Raw genomic sequence first — 20,207 nt, 5'->3', positions numbered from 1 at the left:
TTTCAGTAGGGCGCCAGGCCAAAGCCTTCGGGGCGCATCAGGCTTTCCAGCGTCCCCAGCTGGGCAAAGTCGACCCGGCTCAGAATGTCATTCATGGTGCGATCTTCGCGTTTCAGGTTGCGCACCACGCGTACGCGGCGTGGCTGGCCGCTGTCATCCAGCTCCATGACCCAGGCCAGAAAGCCCCCTGAAAACTTCACCAGGCTGCCGATCGGGTAAAAACCGTGACGCTGGATATAGCGCGTCACCCACTGCTTGTCGAAGCACTCGGGGCGGTGATAGAGATAGCGGTAAGCCTCGATGGCCGTTTTGCCGCGCCGACCGCCCCGTGCGCGTGTCATGGCATCCACGGTATCGACCACGGCCGCCATGCGCGCGATGGGGGAAAGCGCGTCTCCCTTGCAACCCTGCGGATAGCCGCTGCCGTCCAGACGTTCGTTGATACACTGGATCACGTCATGGCGCATGGCCGGTGCGAGCCAGTCAATACCCTCAAGCGCTTCCATCAGTACGGGCACATGGCGGCGCAGGTAATCGCGCTGGCGGATATCGAGCGTGCCTTCAATCGAGGGCAGCGTATCGTCGATCAGCATCGGCTTGCCCATGTCATGGACCAGCGCGGCGATTACCACCTCACGAGCCCGAGGGGCGTGATCGGATTCGCTCAACACCAGATCTCCCAGCCGCACGGCCACGTTCAGCGAGTGCTGCACCCAGGTTGGCTGCTGGTGCAGGCAGTGCAGGGCGTAAAAAAGATTCTGGCGCTGCTTGTTCAAAAGCGTCAGTAATATATCGGCACTATCAAACAGACAGTTCGCTGGCAGCGGGCGCTGGTTCTGAAGGGCCAGCAAAAAGATATGCAGCTGGCGGGCTACCTCAAGCAGGGTGCCCACCATGGGAGCTTCTTCGGACTTTTGTCGCTTCGCGTTGCGCCTGTAGCCGGGGTCACTGGAAGAGTAGAGCGGCGACGGGAAGCTCATGCGCCCGCCCTCACCGGTGCGATAGGCCGTTTCGCGCTCGGTCTCGTTGACCAGATATATCAGGCGCTGCTCGTGCGCGCGGTCCGTGTTGATGAAGATCACGCCAATGGCGGCGAAGTGCGAACGCCCGGCCGGGTTGACGTGACGAATCTGGCCCATCGTGGTGAACACTTCCCCGTTGGGAAAGGAGAGTTCGAGTTGGGCCATGAACTCATCGGTTTTCAGCGGCGCGCTGTTGGCCAGAGGCACTTCCAGCAGTGCCCCGCCAATGGAAAGATTGCGCAGCCGCCCGATGATGGGCGGCTGGTTTTCATACAGGGTTATACCGGTTTTGACCTGCATACCCTCCAAAAGAAACACGCGCGTACTGTTGCGCTTGGAGGTGGTATGAAGCGTCCCTGGCAGCGAGCTGCGTATCTCGAGGCGGTCGTTATTGCGCACCACCTCAAGTGCCACCATGCCCTCAAAAAGCAGCGTCTCGGTATCGCCTTCGGCGCTGAGTGTCAGTGGCTGATTGACCAGCTCGGCGGCATCAAGGCTCTGGGCATCGAGCAGGGAAAGTGACAGGACCCGGCGCTCATGATCCAGCCCGCGCAGCGTCACCGGACGGGAGACCGAGGACGCCTCTACGCTGATCGACAGCGCATGGGTGTGATAGCTCAGTGCCTCCACGACGCTGGCGATCTGCTCGGTATCGTGAATTTCGATCTGGGGTGATGTTTCCGACGCCAAACTTTCCATCGAAAGGCCTGCTCAATATAAGTAGTGCGCGACTCAATAGCGTAATCGTGACGTTAGTATCGGCAGCAGAGCAGATTAATTTAGATTAGCGCGATGACTTGAAGGCCAGGAGGGCAATACTCTTGGAAAGATACCGGGCAGAAAAAGGCGGCAGTTTCCGCGCTGCCTGTGCGGCATCCAACCAGCGTCATGGTTTGCTCGATGTCATCGCGCATTTCTGAGCTGCCTGGGCGGCAGCCAACGTGAATCGCTCGTTGCGCTTGTTCTGCGCCATTTCTGAGCTGCCTGGGCGGCAGCGAACAATCTGATGCTATGATGACAACTGCCAGAATTTTTCTGAGCTGCCTGGGCGGCAGCGAACTCGTGATACTGCAGGCCGCATGGTGACGTATTTTTCTGAGCTGCCTAGGCGGCAGCGAACTTTGGTCTGTAATGTGCCTTGATTGTATCAATTTTCTGAGCTGCCTGGGCGGCAGCGAACGGCACCTCGGCCTCGGGGTTGGATCGATACGTTTTCTGAGCTGCCTGGGCGGCAGCGAACTTGGTGCCCAAAAAGTGCAGCTCGGCCCCATTTTTCTGAGCTGCCTGGGCGGCAGCGAACTCGAGAGAAGAACCAGAAGGAACAGAAATCGTTTTCTGAGCTGCCTGGGCGGCAGCGAACCGTATCTGCCGCGCGGAACGCGCATTGAGCTATTTCTGAGCTGCCTGGGCGGCAGCGAACAAGCACTAGAGCAACACTTCCCCAACCATATCTTTCTGAGCTGCCTGGGCGGCAGCGAACTCTTTGTCTGGCCGTCATCTTACATGCGAGATTTTCTGAGCTGCCTGGGCGGCAGCGAACTTGCTGGGATCGCGCACCGGCATCGCCCTGCTTTTCTGAGCTGCCTGGGCGGCAGCGAACATGCCGGAGAGCGTGCGCGACCGCTGCACCAATTTCTGAGCTGCCTGGGCGGCAGCGAACCAAAACAGCGGCGGCACCTATGCATTCGATCGTTTCTGAGCTGCCTGGGCGGCAGCGAACTCGATCGTCATGACTTACGCCCAGCTGCCGATTTTCTGAGCTGCCTGGGCGGCAGCGAACCTTCTGCGATTCCACGTCATCAGCGATGAGCATTTCTGAGCTGCCTGGGCGGCAGCGAACACGCATAGCGATGAGCTGTTCGGCCTTGAGCGTTTCTGAGCTGCCTGGGCGGCAGCGAACCCTACTATCGGGTACACGAATGACGTTATCCATTTCTGAGCTGCCTGGGCGGCAGCGAACTAGCGCATAATGCGCTCAAGCGTATGTTTTTAAATAGCTTTCGGCATATTCACCTCAATATACCCTTTTTTATCGCGTCTCCATAAGCCATTGATTTTGCGAGCGCCGTTATGGCGCCCGCAAAAAAGGGTTAAAACCAGGGGATGGTGGCTTCCCGGCTTAGCCCATACTGGTTGAAGCGTCCCGAGGCGGGGTTCGACTGCAGCTGGCCATGCTCGATAAACAGCGCGAAGCGTTCGCCCGTGGAGCGGCTGGCGATCTGCACAAACGGCAGTTCGATGCGTCGCTCGGCGGGGGCGCTCATCAATTGCTGTGCCTCGGCCTCCGACACGTCATGGCGGCGAGCGTAGCGTCTGGCGCGACTGGGACTGCCGGTATTGAACTGCCGCCGCTGAACCACCCGGTGCTGTGCGCTCTCCGGCACGGACGTAATGCCACCGTGTTCGACAAGCTCGCTCAGACCGGCCAGCCATGGCAGTGCCATCAGCTGTTCGAGCCGGTCCTTCTTTCCGTGGAGGCGAAGGCGATCGCCGGGCGTACGCGCGTTCACGCCGGTCCTGTGGTCAGGAAAGCTCACGCCGATATCCTCGGCCTGAAGGTCGAACAGCGCACGGTGCAGTTTGGCGTAGAGCGCCCCCATCAGCATGGATGGGGGAAAGTCCGGGTCGGGGCGCAGCCGAAGATCGAGATAGTGATCCATGCCTCACCCCGCATCGCCGAAGACGCCGCCGCGAATCAGGGTCGCCATCACGAAGTGCTGATTCTCGGTGGCGGGCACCTGATCCTTCAACAGCCAGTTATCCAGCAGATTGTAGAAATCCACTTTCTGCTTCGGCTGGCGGTAGGCGGCGCCCTGCGTGGTGACCGAGCCGTAGGGCTCCACTGCAATAGGCCCGAGTTCGCTGCCGTCTTCCGGCGTCGGGTACCAGGTGTCGATGGTGCGCAGGGCATTGCCCAGCTTCTGGGAATGGATGGCGGCATTTCTGTCGTCGCCGATTTGATAGAGCGTTTTGCTTTTGTCGCCGCGCGAACGATCCAGGATCAGTTCCTGTGACGGGAAGACCTCCTGACCGGCGCCTACACGGGCAAAGGCCACTACGTCCAGCAGCAGGTACTGCTCACCGGCCAGCGCCGCAGCGATGGTCTCGCCCAGCTCACGCGTCTGGTCGGTGCCGGCGAAATCACGCGTCGAGTGCTCGAGCGCATCGAACGTCCAGCTTTTTTCTGGCTGGCCCTGCTTCATCTGGCTGACGACGACTTCAATCTGTTCGGCCCCCATGCGATTGCGCCAGAGGAAGCGGCCGTTGGCGAGGTTGCAGGCGTAGCGGTGCGCCAGCTCGCTAAAGCCCTGCTCGCTGACGTAGCCACTGACCGTCTGCTTGAGCTTCTGCTGATACGCAGCGTTGTTGCAGGCGGAGGGGTTACCCGCGCCGGCAAGCACACGCAGCGTAAAGCGCACCGCCAGCGTATCGGCGTCATGGGGCAGGGCGGCGACGTCCACCGTCTGCAGGTTGGGATTTTCAATCGCGGCGTCGAGTTTGGCCGGGTCCTGATCCTTCGTCTTCAGGCGGTTGGAGATGGTGCCGCGTACGGATTTCTCGCGAACCGGAATGCCGGGCCACGTCTGAACCTGATCTCGCGCGTCCCACGAACCGGCGCTCAGCAGCGCATCAGAGGGGTCGAGCTTGCGCTCGAAGGCGAGGACGGAAGCGGTCTTGAGGACGTCGTTCTTGGCCATGGTGTTCTCCTTGATGATCAGTCGTTTGTCGAGTGGGTCAGGGCGTAGTCGTTGGTAAGGCGGTAGATGCCGCGCTCGAGGTCGTTGTCGACGAACCAGAGCAGCGCATCGGGGCTTCGCAGGCGATGCGGGCTGACCCACTCACCGATGGAATAGAGGCTTTCGACGAACTGGAACGGCACGCTCGGGTCGCGGGCGTTGGCGACTTCGCCGGGCTCGAACAGGTCGGAAATGGCGCCGTAGCCGACCGGAATCGGCACCAGCCAGCCGGGGTAGGGGCGGCGGATTTCCCACGTCGCCACCTCTTTCGTCCGGCCTTCTCTATCCTGCTGGGTGTCGACTTGGCACTCGTGGTTGAGCCGGCAGAGATCGAGCCAGGCGTCCAGCGCCGTGGCGCTGTCGTCCTTGGCCTGGAGCGTTGCGGTGTGCTCGGTCAGGTAGTCATCGCGCAGCACCAGCGCAAAGCCAGGCAGCAGCCGGCGCTTGAGCCGGCGCCACTGTTTGGCGCGCTGCGCTTCATCGGCATCGAAGGTGATCAGTTCGGGGCGCTGCCGGCTCGACGCATTCAGCGGCGGCATGACACTGCCGCCGGCAATGCGCATGCCCTGCACCTGCTCGAACAGCTGGCAAGCGATGGTCCGGCGGCGCTCGGCGCTGCCCAGATCATCACCATCGGACTCGATGCCGATCAGTAGCGTCACGTCCAGATGGGCGCGCCCTTCTTCGACGATGGCGGCCGTATTACCGGCTTTATCCACCGGGTTGCGGGTGAGATGAAACGCTCGGGTAAAACCGCCCTCGGTGACCTGCGGCTCGATGTGATGACACACCACGCCAACGCCGTCGAAGACCACTCGAATGTCGTCGGGCAGGTTGCGCTCCAGCGCCTGAACGCCGCCCATGAAGGCGCTCATGGCGGGAAAGCCCCAGGTCATCGAGCTCGAGATGGCGTTGGCGTTCTGGATGCGCAGCCGCGGTAGCACGAGCAGATGCGGTGTGGAATCGATCATGCCGCGGCTCCTTCGTCTTCGTCGTCATCGCGCAGCGTGTCCTGCAGGTCATCAAGCTGGCGGCGAAAGCTTTTGAGTACGCTGTCGAATCGCCCTTTCCAGTGTTCATGCTCGACGTCACCGAGATTGAGCGGGCTATCACGGTTGAGCGTGCGATTGAGCCACTGGGCGGCGCGCGCGCTGATCTTGTCATGCCAATCGGACTGACGCCGCGCCTCGGCGAATTCTGCATCGAGTTCCGCGCGCCTCGGATCGAGCCAGTACTGCTCCTCCGCCGCCAACTGACAGCGCTCATCGGTCGTCCAGCCCGCTGGCACCGAGTGAATGTCGAAGATGAACAGCATCAGCTCATCGACCAGCATGGCCGTCAGGTCATCGCGCCGATCGCGCGTGTGCCTGTTGGCGGCGGGGTCGGATTCGAGAAATCGCTTCAGATCATCGAGCGTGCGCCGTACTTCCTGACGCCGGCCGAAGGTCTGAAGCGCATCGCGCATGGGTGGATAGACGTCGCGCGACTGCCAGTGGGGCGGCAGTGAAGCGAGCAGATAGTTCTGGCCGCCGCGCTCGCTGTTGAGCTGGGAGATATTCTGCGGCTTGGTGCCGCCGAACTTCTGAACGGCCAGATTGAGGTAGTCGGCATAGCCGCCTTCAAACGCCGCATTGTCTCGTCGCGCCTTGCGCCCGGTTTTGGCGTGTTCGCCAAAGCGTGCCTCGCTCACTCGTGCGTGAAATGGATGCGCCAGCGCGGTGGCATAAAGCGGTGCGAGCAGGTGGTAATTGGCGTTATCGCCTGGCTCATCACCGACCAGCCAGTACAACTGTTTGCCGCGGGCGTGGGAACTCGGCGTGCCCTTGGGCTCGACGATATTGGCAAAGGCCTGCACCCAGGACTGGGCTTCGGCGCGGTCATCACTGAGCGCCTCGATCAGTGCTTGGTCACCTTCGAGGGCTCGCTCCAGCAGAGAGCGCCCCTCCCACTGCAGTTTCAGGAACTTGTAAACATCCAGAGCGGCCGCATTGCCGACCACATCGCCGTCGAAATCGGCAGGCAGACAATGGCTGCCGACCAGCTCGTTGCGCTTGAGCTGACCGGGCTCGACGTACAGGTTGGTGCCCTTGGCGTCGGGATGAATCGCCTTGAGCGAATGGGTCACGACCTGGAGCTGGCTGACACGATGTGCAGCGTCGGCAAGCCAGGTCTGCGGCTCGAACTGCTGTTGCAGTTTGAGATAGACGGGGTCATCCGGCGCTAGCTTTTCCGTTTTGGTCTGAAAACGGTCATGCATGAAGCCATGAATCAACGCTTCCAGTGATGGCGGCGGACTATTGATGTGTTCTGACATGCTCCCCCTCGTTTGTAGAGTTGTTGGTCATTTTTTCCTCACAAACCCCAGCGCGGGATGGAAGTGCCATCCCTGCGGGGCGCGATCCGGTTTCAAACGAATGCGGCCGAAGCGCCTCGCACAGCGCTCCAGCGTCATGTCCATGGCGTCGGCCTGCTCACTCAGGGCGGCCATGTAGTCCGGCTCGTTCCAGGGCGACACGCGCGGGTTCGCCAGCGCCTCATCCGGCAGACGAGCCAGCTCGGATTCCACCGGTGTCAGTTTCTCCTCGCGACCCTCCTGATCCACCCGGCGGAAGCCGTAATCCTCATCAAGCTCATCCGGATACAGCACGAATTCGGCGTCCGGTTCGTTGTCCTCGCGAAACGGCTGCTGTTGGCTGGCGATCGCGCTTAGCGACATCGCCGTGGGGCGATAGAACAGATAGGCGCCCAGAAAGAGCGGCTTTCGACGCCGGGATCGTCGCTGCCCGGGCAGTTCGGCACCTTCTACCATCAGCATCCTGAGGCGCGCGTGCTCCAGATCGACCAGTCTGCCGGTGGGCGCCAGGGTGTCAGTCGGCAACAGGCGCGGGCGCGAGTCGATGGTGTTGATTTCCTCACCGCGCAGGAGGGTGGCAAGCCGGTGTTTGGCCAGCGGCCACGTCTGCTCGGTCTCAAAGCCCGGACGGCAGAAGGCCGGGCATTTGCCTGCAAGGTGGCGAACGTTGGTGTCGAGCAGGGCAATATTGGGTTCAGTGACAGGCTCATGGCGGTGGCGTCGCACGCGCCCGGCCAGCTGGATGATCGAACGCATGGAAGAAGGCTCGACCACGGCCCAGTCGTAGTCGTGATCGCGGCCCACTTCGGTCACCGGCGAGCCCAGCACGATAAACAGGTGGTCCTCGGCGTCACTGCCCAGCCGCTGGCGAATATCGGTCAGCTCGAACACTGCATTCGGCTCGCGCCGGTCCAGCGTCTGATCCAGCCGGTTTTCCAGCCGCGAGCGCAGCAGCAGCGGAAACTGCGAGTGATAGACGCAAAGATGAACCCGCGTACCTTCAGGAATTTCTGAGCGATAGATCGCCTGCGCTACGGCGACCAGCGGCTCGATGTTGGCCATGCGCACCAGCCCGAAACTGACGCGCCTGCCGTTGTGCGGGTCGATCGAGTGGTGCTGCGCGTGCAGTGCGAAAGCTTGTGTCAGCACGGTCTGCGCCACCGCCTCATGAATGGCGTCCGGATGTTTGGAGGGTGTTGATACGGGTACGAGATAGCCCCGTCGCAGCGGGTCGAGAGCGGCAAGCCGGGCCGCGCGTTTGCGAGCGAAAGCATCATGGGCAGTATCGAACGCGGCGCCATCGGCGCAGCTCTGATGCGTACAGCCGTGCTCGTCGAACCAGGCGCAGATGGGATCAACCGGGGCGCCGGGCACGCCGCGATGACGCTGGTACTCGGCTCGGCCTTCCCGGTAGGCGTCGAACAACCCGCGCACCAGCGCCGGTGGCAGGGTGGCGGAGGAGAGCAGTACACGGGCACCCAGCAGGCCGGTCCAGTAGACCAGGCGGGTCAGTGCGGGCAGGTCGTTGATATCGAAATCATCCGGCTCGTCGAGTACCAGATCACCGCTCATCAGTCTCAGCATCGGGGCAATCTGGCTGCCGCCACGCAGGCTTTCGGTGGCCGGCATCAGATGATCAATGGTGCAGACCAGCACCGGCGCCTGGATCAGCGCGCGGGCATGCGGGTCGGCGACCGCCTTGCCCAGCACGCGATGAGTCTCAAGGTCGCCCTCGAAAACGACATGAGCCTGATCGTCGAGCAATGCGGCGCTGGATTCGGAACCGCCGCTGCCCTGCTGGTGCTCGAAAAGAGTGCGGCTGGCGCTGCCGCCCACCCGAATCGCCAGCTCATCACTGCCGAGCCCGAGCCGCTCGCGGTAGGCCTGTCCGGTCTGTAGTGTCAGGGTGCGAAGGCCGAGCGCAATCGAGAAACGCGCGCCGGTTTCCGGGTCGGCCAGCGCATAGAGAATACGGCCGTTGGCGATGGTCTTGCCGCAGCCGGTAGAGGCCATGTTGATGCCGAAGAAGCCCTGCTCACGGCTTTTGTCACGCAGGCCAGTGGCGAGATCGAAGGCCTTGTCCTGCCAGCGAAAGCGGGCATTGCGGCTGCGTGCCCGGAATCCCTTATGGCGAGCGATACGCGGCAGTGCTGCTGCCATGTCCGGCAGGTGATGGATGATCTCACCGGTGGCTCGAACGACGCCCAGCAGATGCTCGGTCAGCGGCTGGCAAAGTTCGCGCTTGCCGTGACGTGTGGTGGTATTGGCAAACAGCGGCCCCTTCCACGAGCCATCCAGCCGCCCGGTATCGACAAGGCTTGAGTAGTGATGGTCGGCCAGCATCAGCGCCAGACGCGCCAGATGCATCAAATACGGTGATTCGAGCGGTGGCGTCACCCAGCGGCATTCGCTTAACTGACGCGCCAGTCGAGCGGCGCGGGATCTCCAGGCGTCATCCGTCACCGGCAGACCGTGGGAGAGCTGCCACCAGGGAGTGAGCGTTGCGGCATCAGCCGGTGTGATGCACTCGTTCCACGCCGCGGTAATGGCCTGCGGTAGCGTAGGGAGGGCGCCGGCATTGAGTATGGCCCGGGCGCCTGCCCATTTTTGAGTACCGTCTTCCTGGTAGGCGGGCAGTGCCGGCAGGCGATGATGGCTGACGATCAGCCAACCGATGGCGGCAGCCAGCGGCGGCAAATGATGAAAGGGGGACTCATCGGCTGCGGGAGTATCCAGGCCGTCGCGCTTGAGCCGTGACAGCCAGCAGGCATCATCGGTAGCGTTCGGATGTTGCAGGCGTGCCAGCCAGTCGGCATCGTCATCTTCACCAACAAAGGCCTCGAGCAGTCGCAGCGATACCCATTCGTGACGGTAGCGGTTGCGCCCTCCCAGCTCGCCTTTCAACCGTTGTTGAAAGGCATCGGTGGCCTTGCCGAGGTCGTGAAACAGCGCCGCTATCGAGGCCAGAAGATGCATCAAACGCAGCGAGTGCCAGTCGTTTTCGTCCTCGCGTCGCAGCACATTGCGCCGCGTGGTGTTGGTGGGCGTGGCGCCGCGGGCGTTGAACTGCGACGCGTCGCCGACGATCCACAAAAGCTCGCTGTGGTCGTGGCCGCGAATCCAGTGGCAGGCCACGGCGGTATTTTTACGGGCCTTCTGGCGTAGCAGCTTTCTAAGCGTATCGAGCCCGGCCTGGGTGATGGCGGTCTGCCAGGTGCGTTCGCCGCGGCGTTCGGCGAACTGATCCAGAATGCGCCGGGTCTCCTTGAGCGCATTCTTGTGGCACTGCGAGACGATCAGCACGTTCATCGCGCGGCCTCGTTGCCAAGCTGCTCGGCAACGCGTTTTAACGAGTCGATCATCGTGTCGAGCGCCTCGACCTGCGTCAGACGCTCGATACAGGCCTGGCGAAACTCCTGCTCCTCATCGCCGCGACTGGCGGAGATAAACGCCTGCGGCAGGATGACGGCGTCCTTGATCAGATCGGCCACATCGAACACCAGTCCGCCGCGTCGGGTCTTGCCGTGCAGCACTGCCAGTCCGTGGGGCAGCCCCAATACCCAGGTCGCGGTGGCCCCCAGCCCGTAGGCCAGATAATTACCGTGATCGAGAAAGCGATTGGCCGGGTCGGCACCACTGCCAACTTTGGCGCGGGTAAAGTCGCCGTAGTCGCTCGCCTGTGAGGCCAGTCGGAACAGCTGTTTGGTCAGTCGCGCCTCTTCGGTGAGCAGGGCAGTGGTATCCGGCGCCTGAGCGATGGCTGCGCGGCTACGTGTCAGCAGGCCACCCAGTTCCGTACTCGATGGGGCAAAGTCAGTCGCGCGCTGGAACCGCGCTTCTCCCCAGAGACGTTCAACCTGTTTCAGCCGTTCGATCTGAAAGGCGCGGGCGGCTTCCAGCCTGAGGGTATCGTCGAACCAGAACCTTACCCAGTGCTGCAGGTATTCGGTGGGGCGGTACTCGCTCTGCGGATTGAACCAGGCAACCTCGACATCGATCTCGTTGGCCGAAAACAGCGGCGTGCCGCCACCGCCGCAAAACCCTACCAGCACACCGGCCTTCGCCAGCTCCCGCATCGCCGCCTGAGTAATCGAGGTGCCCGTGCCCAGCAGCAGCGAGGTGGTGTTGGCAATGGGAATGTTCCAGTACTTCGAACGCTTGCCTTCATCGGTCACGTACTCGACGCGCCCGCCGTTGACCAGTACCCGACAATGCTGGAGGTAATACAGATTGGCGCGTTTGGAGTGCAGAATCGTTTTCAGATCGCTGGCAGAAAGATCGTCCATGGCGCACTCATGTTCTGTTGGTTTTAGACGTTATCGTCAAAGGCAGGCTGCACATTAGTGATAACTGAAAGTAATCACGCGTGGAAGTAGAACAGGACGCTCGACAATCGAATGATTACAATGATGGCATTGCAATCATCAGGAGGTGGCCCATGGCCAACATCACGATCCGCAATCTGGATGAGTCCCTGAAGGGGCGCCTGCGCATGGCGGCGGCGCGTCACGGACATTCCATGGAAGAAGAGGTGCGCATCATTCTGCGCCAGGCATTGGCGCCGGCCGAGGAAACAAGGGGGCTGGGAAGCCGAATACGACAGCGCTTTGCCGAAGACGGCGTAGCGCTCGAGCTGGTCCCGCGCACCGATTCACCCCGGCCCGCGACGTTTGAAGAATGATCGTTCTCGACACCAACGTACTCTCCGAGCTGATGCGCCCGGTACCAAATGACGAGGTGGTGCGCTGGCTGGATGAGCAGGCCAGCGAGGCGGTGTTTGTAACGGCCATTACCGTGGCAGAGATTCTTCACGGCATCGCTCGTCTGCCGGAAGGCGCTCGGCGTCGTCGGTTGGCGGATGCTGCAGCCGGGATGCTGGAAGAGGATCTGGCGGGCAAAGTCCTGCCCTTCGATACTGACTCGGCGGTAATCTACAGCCGGTGTGTGGCAGCGCGCGAAAACAGCGGTCGACCGATCGGCATGGCCGATGCTCAGATTGCTGCTATCTGCCTGCAACATCAGGCAATGCTGGCCACGCGCAATCTAAAAGACTTTGAAGGACTGTCGATGACACTGCATGATCCATGGCAGGCGCATCAGGCAGGATGACCCTTTTTTGATCGGCTGCTGTCGCTCTTTAAAAATCAACGCGTTAAAAGCAGGCTGGAAAAAGGGTTTTTGGCGGATTTCGCCGGTGAGCCCGGTAGACCAGGGCTTTCCGGCGACATAGCCTCTAGTTCGCTGCCGCCCAGGCAGCTCAGAAATATGGAGCAGGGTAGTATGATAACCGCTTATAGTTCGCTGCCGCCCAGGCAGCTCAGAAATCGGTCGTCAGCGTATACGTATTGGTCTTGGCGTTCGCTGCCGCCCAGGCAGCTCAGAAATGTCTCGCCTGGGGCATGAAGGTACAGCAGAAGTTCGCTGCCGCCCAGGCAGCTCAGAAATACAGTTAAGACACGCTTCCATTTACCCCAGCGTTCGCTGCCGCCCAGGCAGCTCAGAAATTGAATCGGTCAATCGCGACCTTAATGAGGTTGTTCGCTGCCGCCCAGGCAGCTCAGAAAAGCAGGCGGGCCAGGCTATCAGCCTGTGAGTTGTTCGCTGCCGCCCAGGCAGCTCAGAAAAGCCCGGCAGTGTCAGCGGAAACTGGGACTGGGTTCGCTGCCGCCCAGGCAGCTCAGAAAACATCGAGGCGATCGAGTTCATCACGAATGATGTTCGCTGCCGCCCAGGCAGCTCAGAAAACACCAGAGCAGGAGCGCACGTAAACGTTCCCGTTCGCTGCCGCCCAGGCAGCTCAGAAATATACCGGGCAGCGCATCACGCTCGAGGAGCCGTTCGCTGCCGCCCAGGCAGCTCAGAAAAGTTTGCGAAAGGCGTCGACGGTGGTGTCGGCGTTCGCTGCCGCCCAGGCAGCTCAGAAAATGCCGACGCGACGGTTGTAATCACCGGTCGAGTTCGCTGCCGCCTAGGCAGCTCAGAAAGATGATGAGGCCGTACTGGCGCAGGCGCCCCGGTTCGCTGCCGCCTAGGCAGCTCAGAAATGGAGCGCAAGCGGGGCACCGTCGAGGCCGAGGTTCGCTGCCGCCTAGGCAGCTCAGAAAAGATGGCGCGCCCGTCTTTCTTCAAACGCGACGTTCGCTGCCGCCCAGGCAGCTCAGAAAATGACGTGCGCCGAGGTGTGCAAGCGGATCAAGTTCGCTGCCGCCTAGGCAGCTCAGAAAAGCGCGTGACCGTGCCGCGCTCGCAGACAAGCGTTCGCTGCCGCCTAGGCAGCTCAGAAACGGCCAAAGGCGTGTCACGCGCACAGGATAGCGTTCGCTGCCGCCTAGGCAGCTCAGAAAAGCGAGATCTCCGAGCTGGAGCACCGCGCCAGGTTCGCTGCCGCCTAGGCAGCTCAGAAAAGCAGGCGTTCTTCGGCGGGCAGCTCAAAGCCGTTCGCTGCCGCCTAGGCAGCTCAGAAAGTCCAGCACCTATAGGCGCGTAGCGCCTGAAAGTTCGCTGCCGCCTAGGCAGCTCAGAAAGGTATCGGGTCGAGGTCGAATTACGTTCGCACGTTCGCTGCCGCCTAGGCAGCTCAGAAACTCTGGCGGTTCTATCGGTGGTGGTGGCGGTGGTTCGCTGCCGCCTAGGCAGCTCAGAAAGTGGAGCCGCCCGTGGTGCCGCCCGTGGTGCCGTTCGCTGCCGCCCAGGCAGCTCAGAAAACGTGGGCCTGCGCTACGCGATCGCTCGCAAGGTTCGCTGCCGCCCAGGCAGCTCAGAAAACTGACGCGGCAATCGAAACGGCGATATTCAAGTTCGCTGCCGCCCAGGCAGCTCAGAAACGCGACCGCGCCCGCGAAATCTACCTGACGGCGTTCGCTGCCGCCCAGGCAGCTCAGAAACAGATCAGCCTCCACCATCAGCCCCCATAGCTGTTCGCTGCCGCCCAGGCAGCTCAGAAAAGCTTTCTCAGCCAGCGACGCAGCCGATTACGGTTCGCTGCCGCCCAGGCAGCTCAAAAAATAACCTTCTGGATCAGCGTCGCATTGAGCTCGTTCGCTGCCGCATAGGTAGCTCGGAAACGCTCAACACCTGCAGGAAGCGCAGCGCCAGTGTTCGCTGCCGCGCGCCTCCCGGCCTCTGGCTCGGCGCTGCCACAAGCCCTGGTGTCAGGCCGTCTCGTTGCGGGTCTCTTCGCCCAGACGTCGTCTGGCCCCCGGGGAGCGACAGGCCGCGGCGGTAAAGAGCACGTCGGTGGAGGAGTTGAGTGCGGTCTCCGTGGAGTCCTGCAGCACGCTGATGACAAAGCCAACGGCGACGATCTGCATCGCGACGTCGGCGGAAATGCCGAACAGGCTCGCCGCCATCGGAATCAGCAGCAGCGAGCCGCCGGCCACCCCGGAAACGCCGCAGGCCGCGAGGGCCGAGACCACGCAGAGCAGAAACGCGGTCAGGAAATCGACGCCCAGGCCCAGCGTGTTCGTCGCGGCAAGCGTCATTACGGTGATCGTGATCGCCGCGCCGGACATGTTGATCGTCGCGCCCAGCGGGATCGACACCGAGTAGGTGTCGCGATGCAGCTCCAGTCGCTCGCAGAGCGCCATGTTGACCGGGATGTTGGCCGCGCTGCTGCGGGTAAAAAAGGCGGTGATGGCGCTGCCACGCAGGCAGGCGAAGACCAGCGGGTAAGGGTTTTTGCGGGTATGGGCGAACACGATGAGCGGGTTGGTCACCAGCGCCACGAACGCCATGCAGCCGAGTAGCACTGCCAGCAGGTGAGCGTAGTTGGCGAGCTCCCCGAGGCCGGTATCGGCGAGCGTGTTGGCGACCAGTCCGAAAATGCCCAGCGGGGCGAAACGGATGATAAAGCGCACCAGCCCCGACACCGCATCGGACAGATCCCCCAGCGCGTTGCGGGTGGTGTCGCCCGCCTGGCGCAGCAGCAGCCCCAGGCCCACCGCCCAGGCGAGAATGCCGATGAAGTTGGCCTCTACCAGCGCGTTGACCGGGTTGTCGACGGCGCTCAGCGCAAGGTTGCGCAGCACCTCGATGATATCGGAGGGCGGGGCGCCGTCGGCGGGCGGGGCGTCGATCGCAAGCGTCGTGGGGAAGGCGAAGCTCGCCACGACCGCCACCAGCGCGGCCACCAGGGTACCGACCAGATAGAGACCGAGTACGCCATGGACCTGCGTCGGCCGGCCGCGCTGATGCGCGGCGATCGCCGCCATCACCAGCACGAAGACCAGAATCGGCGCGATCGCCTTCAATGCGTTGATGAAAAGATCACCGAGAATGGCAAAGGACTGGGCGATGCCCGGCGCCCAGAGGGCCAGCAGCGTGCCGGCGACGATGCCGATGAGAATCTGTGGAATCAGCCCCAGGCGGGGCAGGGATGAACGATGATCGGAACGGGCGGACATGGCGCTCTCTTGTAGGCCGGGATGTGTGATGCGCAGGCGCACCGCGGGCGCCAGGGAAGTTTCGGAGCGTCCGCGAAACGGCGCATTCTAGCACCGCCACGCCGGCCATACGCCATCGCTTCTGTCTGCCGCTTGAGTGATGTGGCCATCAAACGCTCGGCGCGGTCAGGAGGCCGGCATGGGGGCAGCGGCGTATGACGCCATGGCTCGCTGCCGCCCAGGCAGCGCTACTGCTTCGTTGACCAGCTGCGTCCGCCCGGCGGGTTGGCGTCGCCGTCTTCACAGGTCATTCCGGAGCTTGAGTAGCTGCGCGAGCCGTCACTGTGGCGGCAGACGTTGGCCTCCCCTTCGCTCACGCCGTCGTAGCCGTTGAGCCGGTAGTTGTCGGGCACGTAGTTGCTGCGCCAGTGTTCCAGCTGTTCGGGCGGGAGAATCACACCAATGTCCACATCGCGCGCGGGATCAAAGCGCTGCGGGTCGCGAATGCCAAAGGGTGGGTGGCGGTGCGGCGGGCGGTGATGGTCCAGGTTGGGGCGGCGGTGATCGAACATTACCGATTCGCTGGCACTGGCTGTCTGGGGCGGGCCGGCAAGCGCCACGGCGCTGACAAGACATGCCAGAAAATAACCCGGTACGGCGGGTCTGAATGGTCGGCGCTGCATGGCGTCTCTCCCTGTGCCTGATCCGCAGGAAAAGCGGGGCTGAATGGCATTATCGGCGTGGTACGCGCGTTCTGAAGCTTTCTGAAGAATATAGCGCGTCTCGGGCTCGGGTCGCACCGAAGTGCCATATTCGGCATGCTTTATCGTGATGTCTTGATTCCTGCCTGTGAGGTGGTCGTGTCTGACGACGATGTGATTGCGCTGCATCAGTGGCGCCAGACTTTGAACTCCGCCCGCCACCGCGGCCTTGTATGGCTTTGTGGTCCGGCGCAGGCGGTTCGCGCGCGCGCTGCGGCCGTGCTCGAGGCGCTGGCCCTGACGGATGTCCTGTGGGCGGGCTTGCCGGCCCGCGATGATGTCGCCCCGGCCGTCGAGCCTCTGGCGATGAACAAGGCGCGCACCCGACTGGGCACCGAGCAGGGCGCGGTGGTGTTTGATGCCTTCAACGGCTTCGACCCGGACGCCTTCGGTGCGCTGGCCGGCACCGTGCGCGCCGGCGGTCTTGTGATCCTGCTCACGCCCGATGACTGGGGGCAGGCGCCGGACGGTGACTACGCCCGTTTGGCCGACCATCCGTTTGACGGGTCACAGCTGTCTTCGCGCTATCTCGCCCGACTGGCGCGCCTTCTCAAGGAGGACGCGCAGGTGGCGCGCTGGATCGTCGGGCAGCGATTGATCCTGCCGACAGCCGAGGCACCGATCTCGACGCCGTCCGCCTCGGTTGAGGATGGCGACTGCCTGAGTCCGGACCAGGCCCGGGCGGTGGCGGCCATCACGCGCCTGCGCCGGCGGCGCCCGCTGGTGCTCACCGCCGATCGCGGCCGCGGCAAGAGTGCAGCACTTGGCATTGGCGCGGCGCAGCGGCTGATGCAGAACGACACGCGCATCCTGATCACCGCCCCGCGGTTTTCAAGCGTGGCACCGGTGTTCGAGCGCCTCGCCGCGCTGCTGCCGGACGGTGTGTTGCAGGATCAGCGCTTTGTCTGGCAGGGGGGTGAGGTCTGTTTCGTGGCGCCCGACCGGCTGGTGGAGAACCTCGAGCACTGGGGCGGCGATGGCAGCGTGCTGCTCATCGATGAGGCCGCGGCGCTGCCGGCGGCACTGCTGCATGAGGCGCTGCGCCACTTCCCGCGCGTGGTGTTTGCCACCACCGTGCATGGCTACGAAGGCAGCGGTCGCGGCTTTGCCCTGCGCTTTCGCGCCCGGCTGGATCAGCACGCGCCGCAGTGGAAGGCGCTGACGCTCGACACACCCGTGCGCTGGGCCGCCAAAGACCCGCTGGAGCGCAGCGTGACCCGGCTATTGGCGCTGGCCGCCGAGCCGCCATCTGATGACGGCACAGGCGATACGGCGTACCACCACCGCCTCGATCGGGACGCGCTGGCCCTGGATGAACCGCGGCTCGAGGGGCTGTTCGCGCTGCTGGTGCAGGCGCACTACCGCACGTCCCCGGCGGATCTGCGCACCCTGCTGGATGGCCCCGGTATCGGTATCGAAACGCTGGAGAGCGCCCCGGTGGCGGGTGAGGGCCGGCTGCTGGCGGTGGCGGTGACGGTAGACGAAGGCGGTTTCGATGATCACCTGGCCGAGCAGATTGCCCGCGGTGAGCGCCGCCCGCGCGGCCATCTGATGGCGCAGTCGCTGGCCCTGCATGGCGGGGTGGTCGAGGCCGCCACCCACCGGCTGCGGCGGATCATGCGGCTGGCGGTGCTGCCCGGACGTCAGCGCCAGGGGCTGGGTCGGCGGCTGGTCGCGCACATTGTGGAAGGCGCGCGCGCGGATGACAGGGCGCTTTTAGGGGCGAGCCTGGGTGCCGAGCCCGGGCTGATGGCCTTCTGGCAGCGCTGCGGACTTTCCAGCGTGCGGCTGGGGCTGCACCCGGAGACCTCCACCGGCGAGCATCCGGTGATGATGAGCCGGGCGCTCAACGAGCGCGGTGCGGCGCTGCAACGTCTTCTGGATGGCAGCATGGCGGCGCAGCTGCCGGGGCTACTGGCCTTTGAACTCTCAACGCTGTCGCCGGCGGTGGTGGCGCAAACGCTGCGGGATCAAAGGGTGATCGCTCCGGCATCACCGGTGGCCGCGCGGGCGCAGCTCGATCGGCTGGCGTTTGGTCAGGCGCCGCTGGTGCCGAGCCGTCAGGCGCTGGTCTGGTGCGTGCATCAGGCGCTTCACGACAGGGGTGAGGCGGCCATCTCGCCCGAGCTGATCACCCTGTGCGGCCTGCTGTGGCAGGGGCACTCGCTCACCTGGCTGGCCCGGCGCGAGAACCTGACCGGCAGCGCACAGGCGATGGACTGGCTGCGCCGACAGGCCCGCCTTCTGCTCGAAGAAAAGACGCCGTCATGAGCACCCGGGGGCCGGCAGGGCTGAAGGGGCGCGGTGAATGGCGTATTCTTGAGGGCAGCCATCGAGCCATATCGCACAGGGAGAGTCTGCGTGAACGAACATCTGGACACACTGGAACCCACAAACCTGTGGCGCCACTTTCGTACCTTCTGCGAGGTGCCGCGCCCTTCAGGCAAGGAAGAGGCGCTGGCCAAACGGCTGGAGGCTTGGGCCTCCGAGAAGGGGTTTGAGTACGAGCGCGACGAGGCCGGCAACCTGCTGATCCGCAAGGCCGCCACTCCCGGCCATGAAGACCGCCCCGGCGTGGTGCTGCAGGGCCATCTGGATATGGTCTCCCAGGCCGCCCCCGGCGTGACCCACGACTTTGATCACGATTCGATCGACACCGAGATTCGCGACGGCTGGCTCTACGCCCGCGGCACCACGCTCGGGGCGGACAACGGCGTGGGCGCCTGCGCCGCGCTGGCGATTCTGGAAGAGGAAGGCCTCACCCACGGCCCGCTCGAAGCGCTGATGACCGTCGAGGAGGAGGCCTCGCTGGTCGGCGCCATCAAGCTCAGGGAAGGCTGGCTCAAGGGCAAGTATCTGCTGAACCTGGACTCCGAGGACGAAGGTCAGGTCTACATCGGCTGTGCCGGTGGCGCCTCGGTGCGCACTACGGCCACTCTGCCGGATGCTTCCATTGATGGACCCATGGAGACGCTGGTCATCAGCGTGCACGGGCTCAAGGGCGGCCACTCGGGGCTCGACATCCATCAGGGGCTGGGCAACGCCAACCGGCTGCTGTCGCGTCTGCTGCATCGTCTCTGTGAGCACGGCCTGCGGCTGGTCGACTATGACGGCGGCACCATGGGCAACGCCATCACGCGCGAGGCGCGGGCCACGGTGGCGCTGCCGGAGCAGCAGCACGAGGCGGCGTTGGCGGAGATCGAGCGCTATCAGGCGATCTATCGCGAGGAGCTGGCAGGCCTTGATGACGGCGTGACCGTCAGCGTCGAGTCGGCCTCTGCCGATCGCGCCCTGACCAGCGAAGACACCTATCGGGTCATGGGTCTGATGCACGGCCTGCCCTACGGCGTGGCCGGCATGAGCCGCTCGGCGCCGGGTGTGGTCGAGACCTCCAACAATCAGGGCGTCGTGCGGCTCAAGGACGCCACCTTCTCGATCCAGCTGATGGTGCGCTCGCTGCGCGATTCCACCCGCGATGAGCTGGTGGCACGCATCGCTACCCTGATGCGCCTGACCGGTTTTGAGCCGAAAATCAACGAAGGCTATCCGGGCTGGACGCCCGAACCGGAGTCCGAGCTGCTGGCGCGCTTTGAGCGCGTTCATGAGACCGTCACCGGGGAAGCGCCCGAGGTTCGGGTCATTCACGCCGGGCTCGAGTGCGGCCTGATCGGTTCGAAAAACCCGGGGATGCAGATGATCTCGTTTGGCCCCACCATCCGCGGCGCCCATACCCCGGATGAGCGCGTGGAGCTCGGCGCGGTGGAAAACTTCTATGGCGTGCTCCGGGCCATGGTCGAGGACCTGGCGCAGCGCTGAGCCATCATGACCTGTCGATCAAGAGAGGGCCTTCGGGCCCTCTTTTTTATGTCTGTGGCCGGGGCACCTCGGGCTGCTCCGGCAGGACAGCCTCCAGCGGCCTCGCTAATATGGTCGGAGCCGGCCATCGTCACGGT

Annotated in this window: 13 protein-coding genes and 2 CRISPR repeat arrays; of the genes, 4 read left to right on the top strand and 9 right to left on the bottom strand. The window is 63.5% G+C overall.

Translation table 11 applies throughout. The features are described from left to right. Positions 1 to 2: 2 nt before the first annotated feature. The 7 genes from C8D72_RS07585 to cas1f all read right to left on the bottom strand — a co-directional run bounded on the left by C8D72_RS07585 (position 3) and on the right by cas1f (position 11,398). On the bottom strand, positions 3 to 1,721 hold the full coding sequence (locus C8D72_RS07585; protein WP_115853815.1) for an HD domain-containing phosphohydrolase: 1,719 nt from the start codon (positions 1,719 to 1,721) through the stop codon (positions 3 to 5). A gap of 154 nt (positions 1,722 to 1,875) precedes the next feature. Continuing rightward, a CRISPR array of direct repeats spans positions 1,876 to 2,982; the repeat unit is 28 nt; unit sequence TTTCTGAGCTGCCTGGGCGGCAGCGAAC. A 130-nt stretch (positions 2,983 to 3,112) separates the two neighbouring features. Continuing rightward, positions 3,113 to 3,682: a type I-F CRISPR-associated endoribonuclease Cas6/Csy4 gene (cas6f, locus tag C8D72_RS07580; RefSeq protein ID WP_115853814.1), complete on the bottom strand. Its 570-nt coding sequence runs from the start codon at positions 3,680 to 3,682 to the stop codon at positions 3,113 to 3,115. A gap of 3 nt (positions 3,683 to 3,685) precedes the next feature. Then, positions 3,686 to 4,720 carry a type I-F CRISPR-associated protein Csy3 gene (csy3, locus tag C8D72_RS07575; RefSeq protein ID WP_115853813.1) on the bottom strand — a complete coding sequence of 345 codons (1,035 nt, stop codon included), beginning with the start codon at positions 4,718 to 4,720 and terminating at the stop codon, positions 3,686 to 3,688. A gap of 17 nt (positions 4,721 to 4,737) precedes the next feature. Next, entirely contained in the window at positions 4,738 to 5,730 is a 993-nt protein-coding gene (gene csy2, locus C8D72_RS07570; RefSeq protein ID WP_115853812.1) for a type I-F CRISPR-associated protein Csy2, read from the bottom strand. Continuing rightward, positions 5,727 to 7,073 carry a type I-F CRISPR-associated protein Csy1 gene (gene csy1 / locus C8D72_RS07565; protein WP_115853811.1) on the bottom strand — a complete coding sequence of 449 codons (1,347 nt, stop codon included), beginning with the start codon at positions 7,071 to 7,073 and terminating at the stop codon, positions 5,727 to 5,729. The genes csy2 and csy1 overlap by 4 nt, the downstream gene beginning before the upstream one ends. Before the next feature lie 27 nt (positions 7,074 to 7,100). Beyond that, positions 7,101 to 10,421 (bottom strand): type I-F CRISPR-associated helicase Cas3f, encoded by a 3,321-nt coding sequence (cas3f, locus tag C8D72_RS07560; RefSeq protein WP_115853810.1) that lies wholly within the window; start codon positions 10,419 to 10,421, stop codon positions 7,101 to 7,103. Further along, a complete protein-coding gene (cas1f, locus tag C8D72_RS07555; protein WP_115853809.1) occupies positions 10,418 to 11,398 on the bottom strand; it encodes a type I-F CRISPR-associated endonuclease Cas1f in 981 nt (326 codons plus the stop codon). Before cas1f ends, cas3f begins: the two co-directional genes overlap by 4 nt. A 152-nt stretch (positions 11,399 to 11,550) precedes the next feature. Here cas1f and C8D72_RS07550 point away from each other — a divergent pair, with 152 nt between their 5' ends. After that, on the top strand, positions 11,551 to 11,793 hold the full coding sequence (locus C8D72_RS07550; RefSeq protein ID WP_115853808.1) for a FitA-like ribbon-helix-helix domain-containing protein: 243 nt from the start codon (positions 11,551 to 11,553) through the stop codon (positions 11,791 to 11,793). Then, complete coding sequence (locus C8D72_RS07545; RefSeq protein WP_115853807.1) at positions 11,790 to 12,221, top strand: type II toxin-antitoxin system VapC family toxin; 432 nt, start codon at positions 11,790 to 11,792, stop codon at positions 12,219 to 12,221. The genes C8D72_RS07550 and C8D72_RS07545 overlap by 4 nt, the downstream gene beginning before the upstream one ends. Positions 12,222 to 12,348: 127 nt before the next feature. After that, positions 12,349 to 14,176: direct repeats of the CRISPR family, unit length 28 nt; unit sequence GTTCGCTGCCGCCCAGGCAGCTCAGAAA. Between the two features lie 87 nt (positions 14,177 to 14,263). Here the strand turns inward: C8D72_RS07545 and sstT are convergent. After that, positions 14,264 to 15,514 (bottom strand): serine/threonine transporter SstT, encoded by a 1,251-nt coding sequence (gene sstT, locus C8D72_RS07540; protein WP_115853806.1) that lies wholly within the window; start codon positions 15,512 to 15,514, stop codon positions 14,264 to 14,266. A 227-nt stretch (positions 15,515 to 15,741) separates the two neighbouring features. Continuing rightward, a complete protein-coding gene (locus C8D72_RS07535) occupies positions 15,742 to 16,176 on the bottom strand; it encodes a hypothetical protein (RefSeq protein ID WP_115853805.1) in 435 nt (144 codons plus the stop codon). Positions 16,177 to 16,353: 177 nt separating this feature from the next. On the opposite strand from C8D72_RS07535, the gene C8D72_RS07530 reads away from it, so the two are divergent. Beyond that, positions 16,354 to 18,525 (top strand): tRNA(Met) cytidine acetyltransferase TmcA, encoded by a 2,172-nt coding sequence (locus C8D72_RS07530; RefSeq protein ID WP_170140538.1) that lies wholly within the window; start codon positions 16,354 to 16,356, stop codon positions 18,523 to 18,525. Between the two features lie 90 nt (positions 18,526 to 18,615). Next, positions 18,616 to 20,070, top strand: a complete 1,455-nt coding sequence (locus tag C8D72_RS07525) for an aminoacyl-histidine dipeptidase (RefSeq protein ID WP_115853803.1) — start codon at positions 18,616 to 18,618, stop codon at positions 20,068 to 20,070. Positions 20,071 to 20,207: the final 137 nt, after the last annotated feature.

The sequence above is a fragment of the Kushneria indalinina DSM 14324 genome, from assembly GCF_003385845.1.
GTDB classification, from domain to species: Bacteria; Pseudomonadota; Gammaproteobacteria; order Pseudomonadales; family Halomonadaceae; genus Kushneria; species Kushneria indalinina.
This window is presented reverse-complemented; position numbering and strand designations above follow the sequence as displayed.